14 protein-coding genes are annotated in these 13,998 nt (G+C 68.3%); 5 read left to right on the forward strand and 9 right to left on the reverse strand.

The window, feature by feature from the left end; genetic code table 11:
* The first annotated feature begins 30 nt into the window (after positions 1-30).
* The gene (locus ACGFH6_RS06515; RefSeq protein ID WP_393381043.1) at positions 31-966 is read left to right on the forward strand and encodes a cation diffusion facilitator family transporter; all 936 of its coding nucleotides are present in this window, start codon (positions 31-33) and stop codon (positions 964-966) included.
* Here the strand turns inward: ACGFH6_RS06515 and ACGFH6_RS06520 are convergent.
* Together ACGFH6_RS06520 and ACGFH6_RS06525 are read right to left on the reverse strand one after the other, a co-directional pair.
* The gene (locus ACGFH6_RS06520) at positions 938-1,120 is read right to left on the reverse strand and encodes a DUF3099 domain-containing protein (RefSeq protein ID WP_131359803.1); all 183 of its coding nucleotides are present in this window, start codon (positions 1,118-1,120) and stop codon (positions 938-940) included. The two genes, ACGFH6_RS06515 and ACGFH6_RS06520, sit on opposite strands and share 29 nt — an antisense overlap.
* Before the next feature lies 1 nt (position 1,121).
* Positions 1,122-1,571: a MarR family winged helix-turn-helix transcriptional regulator gene (locus tag ACGFH6_RS06525; RefSeq protein WP_393381045.1), complete on the reverse strand. Its 450-nt coding sequence runs from the start codon at positions 1,569-1,571 to the stop codon at positions 1,122-1,124.
* 228 nt (positions 1,572-1,799) lie between these two features.
* Here ACGFH6_RS06525 and ACGFH6_RS06530 point away from each other — a divergent pair, with 228 nt between their 5' ends.
* Positions 1,800-4,286 (forward strand): glycoside hydrolase domain-containing protein, encoded by a 2,487-nt coding sequence (locus ACGFH6_RS06530; RefSeq protein ID WP_393381047.1) that lies wholly within the window; start codon positions 1,800-1,802, stop codon positions 4,284-4,286.
* Here the strand turns inward: ACGFH6_RS06530 and ACGFH6_RS06535 are convergent.
* The 3 genes from ACGFH6_RS06535 to ACGFH6_RS06545 form a co-directional block, all read right to left on the reverse strand.
* Positions 4,275-5,387 (reverse strand): hypothetical protein, encoded by a 1,113-nt coding sequence (locus ACGFH6_RS06535; protein ID WP_393381048.1) that lies wholly within the window; start codon positions 5,385-5,387, stop codon positions 4,275-4,277. The genes ACGFH6_RS06530 and ACGFH6_RS06535 overlap by 12 nt on opposite strands.
* 246 nt (positions 5,388-5,633) lie before the next feature.
* Entirely contained in the window at positions 5,634-6,350 is a 717-nt protein-coding gene (locus tag ACGFH6_RS06540) for a sortase domain-bontaining protein (protein ID WP_393381050.1), read from the reverse strand.
* A gap of 1 nt (position 6,351) precedes the next feature.
* Positions 6,352-7,353 (reverse strand): hypothetical protein, encoded by a 1,002-nt coding sequence (locus ACGFH6_RS06545; protein ID WP_393381052.1) that lies wholly within the window; start codon positions 7,351-7,353, stop codon positions 6,352-6,354.
* A gap of 216 nt (positions 7,354-7,569) precedes the next feature.
* Here ACGFH6_RS06545 and ACGFH6_RS06550 point away from each other — a divergent pair, with 216 nt between their 5' ends.
* Together ACGFH6_RS06550 and ACGFH6_RS06555 are read left to right on the forward strand one after the other, a co-directional pair.
* Entirely contained in the window at positions 7,570-8,274 is a 705-nt protein-coding gene (locus tag ACGFH6_RS06550; RefSeq protein WP_393381054.1) for a TetR/AcrR family transcriptional regulator, read from the forward strand.
* Between the two features lie 77 nt (positions 8,275-8,351).
* Complete coding sequence (locus tag ACGFH6_RS06555) at positions 8,352-8,675, forward strand: hypothetical protein (protein WP_393381056.1); 324 nt, start codon at positions 8,352-8,354, stop codon at positions 8,673-8,675.
* On the opposite strand, the gene ACGFH6_RS06560 is transcribed toward ACGFH6_RS06555, so the two are convergent.
* The 3 genes from ACGFH6_RS06560 to ACGFH6_RS06570 are packed head-to-tail and all read right to left on the reverse strand — an operon-like array spanning position 8,672 to position 12,327.
* Positions 8,672-10,252, reverse strand: a complete 1,581-nt coding sequence (locus tag ACGFH6_RS06560) for a dihydrolipoamide acetyltransferase family protein (RefSeq protein ID WP_393381058.1) — start codon at positions 10,250-10,252, stop codon at positions 8,672-8,674. The genes ACGFH6_RS06555 and ACGFH6_RS06560 overlap by 4 nt on opposite strands.
* Positions 10,249-11,235 carry an alpha-ketoacid dehydrogenase subunit beta gene (locus tag ACGFH6_RS06565; protein ID WP_131359788.1) on the reverse strand — a complete coding sequence of 329 codons (987 nt, stop codon included), beginning with the start codon at positions 11,233-11,235 and terminating at the stop codon, positions 10,249-10,251. The genes ACGFH6_RS06560 and ACGFH6_RS06565 overlap by 4 nt, the downstream gene beginning before the upstream one ends.
* 3 nt (positions 11,236-11,238) lie before the next feature.
* On the reverse strand, positions 11,239-12,327 hold the full coding sequence (locus tag ACGFH6_RS06570; RefSeq protein ID WP_393381060.1) for a thiamine pyrophosphate-dependent dehydrogenase E1 component subunit alpha: 1,089 nt from the start codon (positions 12,325-12,327) through the stop codon (positions 11,239-11,241).
* A 199-nt stretch (positions 12,328-12,526) separates the two neighbouring features.
* Between ACGFH6_RS06570 and ACGFH6_RS06575 the strand changes: the two genes are divergently transcribed.
* Positions 12,527-13,015 (forward strand): Lrp/AsnC family transcriptional regulator, encoded by a 489-nt coding sequence (locus ACGFH6_RS06575; RefSeq protein WP_393381062.1) that lies wholly within the window; start codon positions 12,527-12,529, stop codon positions 13,013-13,015.
* Here ACGFH6_RS06575 and ACGFH6_RS06580 read toward each other — a convergent pair.
* Positions 13,012-13,992, reverse strand: coding sequence for a LacI family DNA-binding transcriptional regulator (locus tag ACGFH6_RS06580; protein ID WP_393381064.1), 981 nt, complete (start codon positions 13,990-13,992; stop codon positions 13,012-13,014). The two genes, ACGFH6_RS06575 and ACGFH6_RS06580, sit on opposite strands and share 4 nt — an antisense overlap.
* Between the last annotated feature and the right edge of the window lie 6 nt (positions 13,993-13,998).

Here is a 13,998-nt window from a genome sequence, read left to right on the forward strand (position 1 = left end):
ACCTGTCCACCCCACGGGCACGCGAGGTGGGTGGCTGAGGAATCCGTCGGGACCGTACTGCTGGCCGGAGTGGCGAATCTGGCGATCGCGATCGCCAAGGTGGTCGCCGGCCTGCTCTCCGGCTCGACCGCGCTGCTCGCCGAGGCGGCACACTCCGTCGCGGACACCATGAACCAGGCGTTCCTGCTGACCGCGCTCCACCGCAGCCGGAAGCCCGCCGACGCACGTCACCCGTTCGGCTACGGAATGGAGCGCTACTTCTGGTCCCTGCTGGCCGCGGTCGGCATCCTAGTGCTCGGCGCGGGGTTCTCGATCGCCGAAGGTCTGCGAGCCCTCATCGACCCAGAGCCGATCGCCTCACTCGGGTTGATCTACACGGTCCTGGCAGTCTCGGCGATCTTCGAAGGTACGTCGTGGTTGCGTGCAGTCAGGCAGGTACGACGGGAGGCCCGCAGGGAAGGCCTGCCTGCGCTGGAACACCTGAGAAACGCAGAACCGGCAGTCAAGACCGTCGCATTCGAGGACACCGCCGCCCTGATCGGACTGCTGATCGCGGCCGTCGGCGTGACGCTCGCGGTCGTCACAGGGCAGCACCTGTGGGACGGCGCCGCGTCGATCGGCATCGGCGTACTGCTGATCGTCGTCGCCTTCACACTCGGCCGCGACAACAAGGCGATGCTGATCGGCCGGGCACTGCCGGACGACGTACAGCAGCGGATCCGCGCGATCATCAATGACACACCAGGCATCGACGGCGTCCTCGAACTGCTCAGTCTCCGGCTCGCTCCGGACCAGGTTCTGGTGGTGGCGACCGTCGATCTGGCCGACATGCAGACCACCGGCGCGGCGATCGAACAGCTTGCCGAGCGGGTCGACTTCGAGGTACGCCGGCACTACCCGATGGTCCGGCACCTCTACCTCGATCCCACTCCTGGGATCAGTCCTGACCCCAGTTCGCGACGATGACCGCGATCGGCGGCAGTACGGCGGCGACCGCGCTCATCCCGATCGCGACCGGAATCGAGAACAGCCGCACGACGAACCACGCCAGCCCGATCAGCACCAGACAGCTGCCCATCAGCCAGTAGTAGAGCTTGCGGTTGTCGTACTTGCGGGCCATGTCAGACCTTCGTCGCCAGCCTGTCCAGAGCACCGACCAGCGGAGCCAGCTCGGGCAGTCCAGCAGCCTTCTCCAGAGCAGCAGCCAGTACGGCGTCGTGCGTCGGCCGGGCCTGGTCACGCAGCTCACGGCCGGCCTGGGTGACCTCGGTGTAGATGCCGCGGCGGTCGGTCGGGCACAGGTACCGCTGCAGGAGCTTGCGGTCCTCCAGACGGTTCACCAGCCGGGTCGTGGCCGACTGACTAAGCACGACCGCGCTGGACAGCTGGTTCATCCGCAGGTGGTAGTCGTCCTGCCGCGCCAGCACGTCGAGCACGCCGTACTCGCTGACGGACAGGTCGTAGTGCTTCTGCAGCGCGCGCTCCAGCTCGTCCTCGATCCGGGCGTGCAGAGCGGCCAGGGTTCGCCAGCCCGCTGCCCGCGCCTCCGCGGCATTATCCGGCAGTCCCACGACGCCTCCACGTGAACGATCGCGAATAACCCGCTTCTGCAACTATCGCGCACGCCGGTAACAGTCACAAGACCACGGTCCGATCGTGCTTGCCGGCCAGGCTTTTCGATGCGGAGCAGCAAGCCTTGACAGTCGGCATCCTCGCTCCTACGGTGAGCAACCAGGTGGATTATGGCCATGACCGTAATCCGACCGACCTACCGTGAGGCTACCTGAGAGGGGCCGGTCGTGAGGAAGTTCGGATTGTTGCTGACGGCAACCGTATTGGTCGCCGGAAGTCTGGTCCAAGCCGGAACGGCGCGGGCCGCCGTACCAGCCGGGGTGTTCCAGGATTTCGAGACCGATGCCGACCTGACGGGGGCGACCGTCACCCTGCCGCAGGCCGACAAGATCGAGCGGACCGCCGATCCCACGCACGGCGCCTCCGGGGTGAAGTTCAGCATCGCGCCGGCCGGCACGCCGGGAGCGACGGCCTCGTCGGGGCTCACCCTCAACGCCGGTACGCCGAGCCTGCCGGTCAGCGACTGGTCCGGTCACACCCTGCTCGGGTTCGACTTCTTCACCGAGCAGGACTACACCGTCGTCGGCCGGATCACCGTCCGGGACCAGGCCAACAAGGCGTACGGCGTCGACTACAAGATCAACGCCCGCAGCTGGACGCCGGTCGACCTGCGGCTGAGCGCGATCACGGCCGCCGGCGTCGACATCAGCCGGATCGCCTACATCGGCATCTCGATGCCCCGTGCAGGCGCGACGGTCGTCGGCCACTACGACGCCTTCCGGCTCGTCGACACCGACCCGCACGACAAGACGGCGTACGGCGACCAAGCGGCCGCGCAACTGCTCCGGCTGACGGACTTCAACGGCGTACTGACCAAGCTGGCGGCTCAGATCGCCACCATGGACCGTTCACTCGGCCACACGCCTGCCGATGAGCGGCTGCGGGCGCAGGTCGACTCCGCGGCGGCACAGTGCGCCGAGTTGCGCCAAGCGCTGTCCGCGGGGCCGATGACGTATGCGCAGTACGCGCCGTTCAACGCGGGTGTCACGGCGTTGCAGCGATCGGTGCCACGACTGGCGAACACGATCCAGGCGCGGTCGCACGACAAGCATGCGGACTTCGGGCTGGAGTCGGCCGACTCGATGGCGCTGGTCTATCCGAAGGACCTGCCGTTCGGCTCGACCGGACCGGCGCCGTCGGTGTCGCTGACCCGTGGTGAGTACGAGAACGTGCAGGCCGTCGTACTGCCGTTCGCGGAGCAGCTCAACGGCGTACAGGCGCGGGTGACCTCGGTGTCCGGCCCCGCAGGTGCGCTCACCGCCTCGGTGGCGCCGGTCGGATCGCTGAATGTGACGCCGACGAACCAGTATCACCGTCCGACGTACGCCGGCTGGACGCCGGACCCGATCCGCGACGACCTGTCCTCGGTGGATGTCCCGGCCGACACGATCCAGCCGTACTGGATCCGGCTGAAGGCCTCGCCGGACGCGCGGCCCGGCATCTACAAGGTGAAGGTCGCGTTCTCCGCGGGCGGCAAGCACACCCGGACGATGACTGTGTCGGCGAAGGTGTGGCCGGTGACCGTTCCGGATCGGCCGAAGCTCAACACCACCTTCCAGTTCACGCCGGCGATCGTGAACGACATCTACGGGATCACCGATCCCGCCGCGCAGGAAGCGACCAAGCACACGTACTGGTCGTTCCTGAACGACTACAAGATCGAGCCGGACCAGCTCTACACCTGCCCGTGCATCCCCTCGAGCCCCGGACCGGTGATCGTGCCGACCCCGGTCGAGGACGTGCTCTACATCCGCGACCACTACGGGCTGCGTGACTTCAACGCCTTCTACCTGTGGGCCGGAATGCTGAACCCGTCGAAGCCGGAGACCTGGCAGGCGCAGATCGACACCTGGATCTCACAGCTGCGGACCGCGATGGACAGCTACCGCGCCGCGGGCGTCGACAAGTACGCCTACGTCTACGGATTCGACGAGGCCAACGGGCCACTGCTGCAGGCCGCCAAGCAGACCTTCGCCGCGGTGAAGGCCGCCTTCCCGGACGTGCCGATCATGACCACGCTGCGGGACAACTCGATGGGAGTCGACACCGGACTGGCCGGGCTGGTCGACATCTGGGCGCCGCAGCAGGACCTGTACAACCAGACGGTGGCCGAGCGGACCAGGGCCCGCGGCGACCAGGCCTGGTGGTACCCGGACATCGCCACCGGTTCGCCGCTGCCGAACTGGTTCAACGGCTACCCGCCGATCGACTCGCGCACGCTGATGGGCCCGATGTCGTACAAGGCCGGGGTCGAGGGCGTCCTGTACTACGCGACGAACCGCTGGCTCCGTTCGGACCACGCCAACCAGTTGCTGGTGAACGACGGGATCCTGTCGGCGTGGAAGGCGGCGACGTTCAACGGCACCGCAGGCGACGGGTCGATGTTCTACCCAGGTCCGACCGGGCCGATGGCCTCGATCCGGCTCGAGAACTTCCGCGACGGCATGGAGGACTACAACCTGCTCTGGCTGCTGTCGCATGACGTGGCGGCCAAGCCCCATCTGCCACCCGCGCTGAAGGCGCACGCCGCCAAGCTGCTGACGGCCGGCGACGTGGTCACCGACCAGCGGAACTTCACCGAGGACCCGGTCCGCTACCGGCACTGGCGCACCGACGTCATCGCGACCATCACCGCGGTCGGGCTAGTGCACTAGGTAGAAGCGGGAGACCGCCCGGAAGGACTCCTTCGGCTGCCACTGGTACCGCGATGCCGGGTCGTCGGAGTCCTTTCGGATCACCTTGCAGAGACTGAATGCGGCGATGTCCTCGTCGTGGGGACGGTCGTGCGGGCGGTGCGGCGCGTCGGGTGAGATGAAGGTGTACGGCGACACACCGAGGAAGCCTTCGGCGGTGAAGACGTCGAGCATCGTGGCCAGGTGGTCGGCCTGTTCCTGCTCGTCGCGGACGTACTGCGGCGGGATGACCGGGACGTCGCCGGTGTAGTCGACGATGTCCCAGCCCATCCCGCCCAGCTCGGCCGCGCCGGTAAACGTGCAGCAGCCGAACTCGAGGATCATGATCGGCTTGCCCCACTGGCGGAACCGCGCCAGTTCCTCGGTGTGGCCGGCGCGGTTCGCGTGGTACGAGTAGTAGTCCAGCCCGACGACGTCGAACAGCGACCAGTCCACCTGCTCCAGGTCCGACGCGGCGCCGTACGTGATCCGGCCCTTGAAGTTGCTGCGGGCAACCTTCACCATCCGGGCGGTGAAGGCGCGGAACTTCCGCTGCAGCTCCGCCAGGTCGAACTCGCCCTTGGTCAGGTACTCGACCCGCTCGAAGAAGGTTGCCCCCGGCACGATCCCCGGGGTGAACAGCATGAACTCGCAGCCGATCACCAGGATCACCTCCTGGTCGTACCGCCGGCGCAACCGCTCCGCCTGGACCGCGACCTTCCGCAGCTTCTCCAGCTCGTCCGCCTGCGGTTCGTCGAACGAACGCGGCTGGATCGACACCCGCAGACCGTGCTCGAGCGCAGTGGTCGCGGTGTCGACCAGCCGGCCGGCATCGCTGCCGTAGATGCTGACCCAGTTCGCGTGCAGGCGGTCGCGGATCGCCCGGATCTCACCCTGCATGATGCTGCGCCGCCACAGCATCCGGCTGTCGTCACCGAGGAACCCGGTCCCGGTGTCGTAGGCGACCCCCTTGAACTCGAGGCGTCTTCGTAGGGCGGAAGCGGTCTGGGTACTGGAGACACTTGTCACCGCGAGGGCGAGGAGCCCCAGGAAGTGCGCACGATTGAGAGCGGGAGTCGTCATGCTCCTCAGGTTGTCGTGGGATCGGCCGTGCGTCGTCGTACCGAGGTCCCGGCCGGAAAGACTTTGGTCGCGCGACGTCGGGTGACACAGCAATGACCAGTCACCGATGTGCCGGTCAAACGCTTGCGCTACTCCTAGCGGCCCCCGACTCTTCTCGGTCATGGGTCGCGACGGACACCTCTGCTCTGACAGCTCAGCTCAACAGCTGATCGCAGGACGAGTGGCCGGCCCACGGGGGTCGGTCACTCATTTCTTCGGATGCGCAATCACCACGGCATTGCTGAGGAACGCCGTACCATCCCAGTCCTCGCAGGTGACCAGAACCAGCCGGCCCGGAACACTCTGGTCGAAAACCTGCGTGGCCTGGGTGGCGAGCGCCTTCTTCCGATACGTGGTCACGGACGCGACCACGTAGTTGAGGGTCCCTTTGCCTGTGGTGACCTTGACCGCGTCTCCGGCCTTCAACCGGCCGAGGTCGTCGAACGCGCCGCCGCCGTCGTGCACGGTGTGGCCGGTGATGATCGCCGACCCCTTGGCCGCACCGGGCTGAGCGCCGTCGGACCACCAGCCGAGCAGCTGCGGATTGGACGGCGGGATGAGAGCGCCACCGCGGGCGCGGATCCCCAGCACGCGGGCGGAGACCCCGAGACTCGGGACGGATACCCGTACCGGGTTGCCCGGCCGCGCCGGGGCGGTGCTCCGGACCTCGGGCGGAAACGTGGTCTTCGGTGCTGTGCCCTTCGGTGTGGTCGCCTTCGGCATGGTGGGCTTAGGCGTGCTGGGCTTCGGTGACGATTTCGTCGGCACGGCCGACGTCGTACCGGTCGGGGCCGCGTCAGTGCTGTTGTCCGTCCTGAGCTGCAGGTAGCCGCCGGTCAGGAGTAGTACGGCGCCGACCGCCAGGGCCCCGATCGTCCACCACGACGAACGAGCGCGACCCGGGCGGCGACGCTGTGCGGACATGTCAGGCAGAGTGCTGACCGCGGTTCTGCCGCGACTTCAGGATGCCGGCGAACACAAGCACACCACCGAGCGTGATCAGGGCGAGGCCCCACGCGCTCTGGTGACCGGTGATCGCCGAGGTGAGCTTGAGCCCACCGGACTGACCGGCGTCGACCTCGGTCGGAACCGCGACCGGCGACGTCGAGGTGCTGGTCGGGCTGTCCGTTGGCACGACCGACGGCGACTCGGACGGCGTCGCACTCGGGCTGTCGGACGGCGTACTCGGGGTGTCACTCGGCGACGTGGTCGGGGTCTCGGACGGCGTTTCGCTCGGGGTCTCCGACGGTGTCTCGGAAGGAGTCTCCGACGGGGTTTCAGAGGGAGTCTCGGACGGCGTCTCGCTCGGCGTCTCCGAAGGAGTCTCGCTCGGCGTCTCCGAAGGAGTCTCGCTCGGGGTCTCCGACGGAGTGTCGCTCGGTGTCGGGGTCGGCGTCGGCGTGGTCGTCGCCTTCACGACACAGAAGCGCAGATGACCGATGGTGTAGTACTTCCCGGTGGACGACTGAACCGGCGCGTGTACGCCAGTCCCGGAGGTGACTCCGGCCGGCCGGTAGTCGAAGAAGCTCGCCGCGTAGCCGAAGCTGCCCGGATCAGCGCCGTCGGTCTTGACGTTGACGAGTACACCGCGCACCGTGCCGCCCGTCGCGGTGAAGTCGACCACCGTGCCGCCGGTCTGATCACCGTTGTGATCCGGGTCGTCCTGCTGGAGCGTGCTCGCGGTCCAGGTCACCGTCACGCCGTCCACGGTCTTCGTACCGGGAGCCGGCGGGGTGTCGTCGTCGGCCCCGTCGAACGCGATCTCGGTCGAGTCCGGGATCACGTCGATGCAGGCCGGGGTGCCGTCGATGATGTCGCCGTTGGCCGACGCGGACGGCGCCAGCGCCAAGGTCACCCCACCCAGGACCAGCGCCACAGCGCCCGCCCCACCGAGCAGCGCAACCACTCGAGAGCTCTTCGATTTCATGCGCGCGTCCGTGGATGCGTCGTTCACAAGTCTTCCCCAACCATGCTCTGAGACCGCGGCCGGACCGACCGGCGGCGTCGGCGTCGCTCCCCCCGGAGCCATCCCCGGGCCACCCCGGGAACCTCGGAAGTCTGGTCCTCGCGGGTTGTCGCGCGCAAGGAACCCCGGCCCGATCTAACACAAAAACATCGTGTCAGTTCATGAGACACTGTTTTCGTGCGGGAAGCAGATCAGAAGACGGTGCTCGGATCGGTGTGGTTGCGGACCGAGCCGGAGGCGACCAGGTCGCCGCTGAGCCGGGACGACATCGTCCGTACGTCGATCAAGGTGCTGGACCGGGACGGGCTGGACCTGTTCTCGATGCGGCGGGTGGCGGCGGAGGTCGGCACGGCGGCGACCTCGGCGCTGTACTGGCGGATCGCCAACAAGAACGACCTGCTCGAGCTCGCCGTCGACGAGGTGCTGGGTGACGCCCTGGTCCCACCCGGCGACGGCGATTGGCGCGACCAGGTGACCGTGGTGGTGCGATCGGCTTACGAGGCGCTGTGGATTCATCCCTGGGCGCCGCAGTTGCTGGCGTCACATGCGGGGCTCGGGCCGAACTACCAGGCGCTGGCCGATCAGGTGCTCGCGATCCTGCGGGCGGCCGGGTTCAAGGGTGTGCATCTCGACTCGGCCGTGTCGGCGATCTTCCACTACCTGATCGGGTCCGCGGTCACCGACGCCGCGTGGTCGGCCGTCGTACGGCGGAGCGGCCTGAGCGAACCCGACTGGGCGTCCGAGGCCGGCGACCAACTGGGCGTGGGCGCGGCCAGTCTCGCGGCGTACCTGAACCGCGAGAATCTGGCCGGGCCGGAGGCACGATTCACTTCGGGACTGCGGGTCATCCTGGTCGGGCTGCGGCCCCGGCAGCTCTCCTGAGGCTCAGCTCGCCGGCTTCTCTTGCGGGTCGTGGGCTTCGGCTTGAGCGATCGGGCGTAGGCGACGCTCACTGCGAAGTGCCCGCGCAGTTCGTCGGTGTTGGCCAGGAGCGCGTCGGGGACGACGACGTACTCCTTCTGCTGTACTCCGTGGGCGACGTTGAGGGTGGTGTCGTACCTGGAGAGAAACGCCTCGCGCTCGGCTTCGGGAAGGCGCAGCGCGAGGGTGCCGTTCTCGTTCAGCATCGAGAACATGTTGCCGTTGACCGCGGTGTACGGGAAACCGGCACCCTTGCGCTCGACGTCAGGGAACTGTTCGACGAGTGCGTCGAACAGTGCGACCTTCTCGGCCGGAGCCTTCGCCATGCCGCCACGGTAGGAGCTCGGGTGGACGACCGCTAGAGATCGGCGAACGCTGACGCCGGGTTCTCGAACGCGTCGGCGACGAACCGGAGGAACGCGGCCGCCGTCCCGCCGTCGCAGACCCGGTGGTCGAACACGAGCGACAGTTGGGTGAGCTTGCGGATCGCGATCTGGCCGTCGACCACCCACGGACGGTCGATGATCCGGCCGACGCCGAGGATCGCGACCTGCGGGTGGTTGATGATCGCCGCGCTGCCGTCCACGCCGAAGCTGCCGTAGTTGTTCAGCGTGAACGTCCCGCAACCGAGCTCGTACGGCGTCAGCCTGCCGGTCCGCGCGGATTCGGTCAGTCGGCGGATCTCACCGTCGAGAGCGCGCGTGGTCATCGTGTGCGCGTTCGCCACCGCCGGTACGACGAGACCTCGATCGGTCTGCGCGGCCAGTCCGAGGTTGATGCCGTCGTACTGGACGAGCTCCTCGCGCTCGGTGTCGACGAAACCGTTCAGCTCCGGGTAGCGCTGCAGACCCGCCACCGTGAACCGCGCCATCAACGCCAGCAGACCCGGACCGGAATCCTTTGCCGACCGCAACGATTCCCGCAGCTCCACCAGGGCGGTCGCATCCACGTCCACCCAGGTTGTCGCCTCGGGGATCTCCGCGCGGCTCCGAGTCAGGGTCGCCGCCACGACCTTCCGGAACCCACTCATGGGGATCCGCCGTAGCTCGGGCAGCCCGGTTCGCGAACTCACGTCCTCCACCTGGGGGGCGGGCTCCTGCTCGAACCGTTGAGCGATCGCCTGCTCGACATCCCGGCGGACAATCAGACCGTCCGGTCCGGAACCGGTCAACGTCCGCAGATCCACCTCAGCGTCCCGCGCGATCCGCCGTACCAGCGGCGAGATCACCAGCGGCACCCGCCGCGCACTGCCCGTGTCCGGCGCCGACCCGGTCTCCGGTGTAGCGGCGCTGCGCGCCGACTGGAGGCCGGGGCGCGTCGCCGAGGTAGTGGAGTCGGGGTGCGTCGCCGGTGCGGCGGCGCTGCGCGCCGGCTGGAGGTGGGGACGGGGCTTGCGGCGCCGACCTGAGCCGGTGCCGGTACCCGTGCCGTAGCCGACGAGTACGCTCCCGGACCCGGCCCGCTCCTCCTGCCGGTACGCCTCTCCGGCCACCTCGGACCGTGCACCCGACCCGGCCGGCTCGTCATGCCGGTTGTTCCCACCGGCCGTCTCGGACCGTGCACTGTCGTCCTGCAGGTCGTTCCCACCGGCCGCCCCGGACCGTGCACTGTCGTCCTGCCGGTTGTTCCCACCGGCCGCGTCGGACCGTGCACCGTGGTCCTGCCGGTTGTTCCCACCGTCGGGCGCAGGCCGTGTGCCGGTGTTGATCTCGCCGATGGTGATGAGGGGTTTGCCTACCGGGATGGTCGTGCCGGGGTCGCCGTGGAGTTCTTCGACGACACCGGCGTACGGGGACGGGAGTTCGACGATGGACTTGGCGGTCTCGACCTCCGCGACCGGGGCGTCGACGGTGACGACGTCGCCGACCTTCACCAGCCAGCGGACGATCTCGGCCTCGGTCAGGCCCTCACCGAGATCGGGCAGCAGGAACGTGTTCACGAGTCCTCCCACTGCAGGTCGTCCACCGCGTCGAGAATCCGGTCCACGCCGGGCAGCTGGTACTTCTCCAGCTTCGGCGGCGGGTACGGGATGTCGAACCCGGTCACCCGCCGGATCGGCGCGGCCAGCGAGTGGAAGCACCGTTCGGTGACGCGGGCAACGATCTCCGACGACACACTGGCGAACCCGCTGGCCTCCGCGACCACGACAGCCCGCCCGGTACGCCGTACCGCCGCGCACACCGTCTCGTCGTCGAACGGCACGATCGACCGCAGATCCACCACGGACAGCTGCCGCCCTTCGGCCGCCGCGACCTCGGCCGCCTCCAGCGCGACCGGCACCGTCGGCCCGTAGGCGATCAGGGTCGCGTCCGCGCCTTCCCGCCGTACGACGGCCGTGCCGATCCCGGGCTGGTCCTCGGTGAGATCGACCTCTTCCTTGGCCCAGTAGAGCTTCTTCGGCTCCATGAACACGACCGGATCCGGCAGTTCGATTGCCCTGCGCAACAACGTGTACGCGTCCGCGACCGTGGCCGGCGCGACGACGGTCAGGCCTGGCGTGTGCGCGTAGTAGCTCTCCGACGAGTCGCAGTGGTGCTCGACGCCGCCGATCCCGCCGGCGTACGGCATCCGGATCACCATCGGCAGGGTGATCTTGCCGCGGGTCCGGTTCCGCATCTTGGCGACGTGGGAGACGATCTGCTCGAACGCCGGGTAGCCGAACGCGTCGAACTGCATCTCGACGACCGGGCGCATCCCGTTCATCGCGAGCCCGACGGCCATCCCGACGATGCCGGACTCGGCCAACGGGGTGTCGAAGCAACGATCCTCGCCGAACTCCTCGGTCAGCCCGTCGGTGATCCGGAAGACGCCGCCGAGCGCGCCGACGTCCTCACCGAACATCAGCACGGTGTCGTCGGCCTTCATCGCATCGCGGAGGGCCTGGTTGAGGGCCTGCGCCATGGAGATCTTCATGTGGGTCATCGCTCAGACCTCCTCTCGCGCCAGCTCGTCGCGCAGGAACGCCGCCTGCTCGCGCAGCTGCTGCGTCTGCTCGGAGTAGAGGTGCGTGAACAGTTCCCTCGGATCCACTTCGGGCTCCGGCATCAGTCCGTCGCGCAACCGCGTCGCGACCTGGTCCGCCATCGCCTCCGCGCGCTCGCGCACCGCGTCGTCGAGCCAGCCCCGCTCGTCGAGGTACGCCCCGAGCCGCTTGATCGGGTCGCGATCCAGCCACGGTGTGACCTCGTCGTCCTCGCGGTACCGGGTCGCGTCGTCGGCGTTGGTGTGCGCCTGCACTCGGTACGTGTGGGCCTCGACGAGCTGCGGTCCCTCGCCCGAGCGCGCCTTCTCCACGGCCTGTCCTAGGACGGCGAGCAGCCCGGCCAGGTCGTTGCCGTCGGCCCGTTCGCCGGGGACGCCGTACCCGATGCCCTTGTGGGCCAGCGACGGAGCGACGGTCTGCCGGGCGAGTGGCACCGAGATCGCGTACTCGTTGTTCTGGATGAAGAAGACGACCGGGGTGTGGAAGACGGCGGCGAAGTTCAGCGCCTCGTGGAAGTCGCCCTCGCTGGTGGCGCCGTCGCCGCAGAGCGCCATGACCACCGTGTCCTCGCCCTTCAGCCGGGCCGCGTGCGCGACGCCGACCGCGTGGGTGAGCTGCGTCGCGAGCGGCGTGGACTGCGGCGCGACGTTGCGCGCGTACGGGTCGTACCCGGAGTGCCAGTCGCCGCGGAGCAGCGTCAGCGTCTCGATCGGGTCGACACCGCGGCTCACGATCGAGACCGTGTCGCGGTACGTCGGGAACAGCCAGTCGCCCTCGCGGAGCACCATCGTGGCCGCGATCTGACAGGCCTCCTGGCCGTGCGACGACGGGTAGACGGCGAGCCGGCCCTGGCGGACCAGCGCGCTGGCCTGGTCGTTGATGCGACGGCCCTTGATCAACTGAACGTAACCGTCGACCAGGGCTTCCTTGGTGGGCAGCCGGTACAACGGATGGTCGTGCGGTACGCCGTCCTGGTCGATCAACCGGACGGGTTCGGCAGAGGGGAGCAAACGCTCCTCAACGAGACTCATCGACGTCCTCGCTTCGCTCCGGGCGCCGACGAGGCGCGGAGCGGACTGTTCTTGATGATGAACTCGCTTCGCTCGTTCATGTGACCCTCCTGCGCAGGAGACGGACGGTGGCCTCATCGTCGTACTTCTGGCCAATCGGATCCAGACCTGTGAGAATCACGAGACGTTTGGTTCAGTTGGTTGCGCGAGAGGGAGCACGATGTCCGACGAGGTGGCGGTCCACCGGGCCGGTCCTGGACAGATGGTCGTCGCCCCGGCGCTGGACGAGGTCGACCGGCAGATCGTCGAGGCGCTCGGGCGGGACGGACGGCTCTCGATCCGGGCCCTCGCGGACCAGGTCCACATCTCCCGCGCGAACGCCTACGCGCGGGTCGAGCGACTCACCGCGACCGGGGTGATCACCGGTTTCACCGTCACGGTCGACCCGCTGAAGCTGGGCCTCGCGACCTCGGCGTACGTCACTCTCAGTCTCCGCCAAAGCTCCTGGCGAACCCTGAGAGAACAACTCCAGGCCATCCCCGAGATCAAGCACATGGCACTCGTCGGCGGCGACTTCGACGCCATCCTCCTGGTCCGAGCCGCCGACAACGAAGGCCTCCGCCGAGTAGTCCTCGAAAAACTCCAAGCCATCCCCGAGGTCCTGGCCACCCGAACAGCCCTCATCTTCGAAGACCTCGGCACGCTCTAACAGCCGCAGGATCTTCGTAGGATCAGGGCGGTTGGGTAGGTGAGGGACTGGACGGCGTCTTCGCCGTCTATCAGGCGACGGACAGCCTCGTGGGCCATGCGGTCCAGGGGTTGGCGTACGACGGTCAGGGGCGGCCAGCTGTATTCGGTCTCGGCTGTGCCGTCGAAGGCCAGGACCGCTATGTCGTCGGGGACTCGGAGGCCGGCTTCGTGGATCGCGCGGAGTGCGCCGACTGCTTGCAGGTCTGAGCTGGCGAAGATCGCGGTCGGTCGTTTCGTTGCCGCGAGCAACTCTCGGCCGGCGTCGTACCCGCCCTGCCGGCTGAATCTCGCCCGCGCGATCGGCCCGTCTTCGAGCCCCGCCTGGCGAAGTGCGTCCCGCCACCCAAGCTCACGCTCCGGCGCCCGACCGCCTGTGCCGCGACCACCGATCACCAGCCCGATCGTGCGATGGTCGTGCTCGATCAGGTGCTTGACGCCGGCGCGCGCACCCGCGCGGTACTGCGGCCGGACCGAGCTCACGGTCGGCAACACCCGGTTGATGGCGATCACCGGGATGCCGACCTCGGTCAGGTCCGGATCCTCGGTCGGAGCAACCAGGAGCAATCCGCTGACCTGGCGGATCAGCAGTTCGGCGATCTTGGCCTGCTCGGTGACCGGATCACCGTCGGCGCTGGTCTGCAGAACGACGTACCCGCGAGCCGACGCCTCCTTGTCGATCGCCTTCGCGAGTTCGGCGAACAGCGGGTTGCCGCCGTCCGGCGTGATGAGCCCGAACGTGCGCGTCGTACCCATCCGCAGCGCCCGCGCGGTCGCGTTCGGCCGGTAGCCGAGTACGCGGATCGCCTCCAGGACCCGTTCCCGGGTCTCCGGCGCGACCCGGCGCGGGCCTTCGTTCACCACGTAGCTGACCACGGCGGTACTGACCCCGGCGTACTGCGCCACGTCGTTCCGGGTGATGGGGGTGGCCTTCGGCATGTGCCG

The organism is Kribbella sp. NPDC049227 (genome assembly GCF_043197265.1).
GTDB lineage: Bacteria > Actinomycetota > Actinomycetes > Propionibacteriales > Kribbellaceae > Kribbella.

Excerpts from the sequence above, each read along its gene's own strand:
- ACGFH6_RS06540 (WP_393381050.1), bottom strand. The coding sequence starts at position 6,350 with ATGTCCGCACAGCGTCGCCGCCCGGGTCGCGCTCGTTCGTCGTGGTGG.
- ACGFH6_RS06570 (WP_393381060.1), bottom strand. The coding sequence starts at position 12,327 with ATGAGTCTCGTTGAGGAGCGTTTGCTCCCCTCTGCCGAACCCGTCCGG.
- ACGFH6_RS06545 (WP_393381052.1), bottom strand. The coding sequence starts at position 7,353 with ATGAAATCGAAGAGCTCTCGAGTGGTTGCGCTGCTCGGTGGGGCGGGC.
- ACGFH6_RS06580 (WP_393381064.1), bottom strand. The coding sequence starts at position 13,992 with ATGCCGAAGGCCACCCCCATCACCCGGAACGACGTGGCGCAGTACGCC.
- ACGFH6_RS06565 (WP_131359788.1), bottom strand. The coding sequence starts at position 11,235 with ATGACCCACATGAAGATCTCCATGGCGCAGGCCCTCAACCAGGCCCTC.
- ACGFH6_RS06520 (WP_131359803.1), bottom strand. The coding sequence starts at position 1,120 with ATGGCCCGCAAGTACGACAACCGCAAGCTCTACTACTGGCTGATGGGC.
- ACGFH6_RS06575 (WP_393381062.1), top strand. The coding sequence starts at position 12,527 with ATGTCCGACGAGGTGGCGGTCCACCGGGCCGGTCCTGGACAGATGGTC.
- ACGFH6_RS06535 (WP_393381048.1), bottom strand. The coding sequence starts at position 5,387 with ATGACGACTCCCGCTCTCAATCGTGCGCACTTCCTGGGGCTCCTCGCC.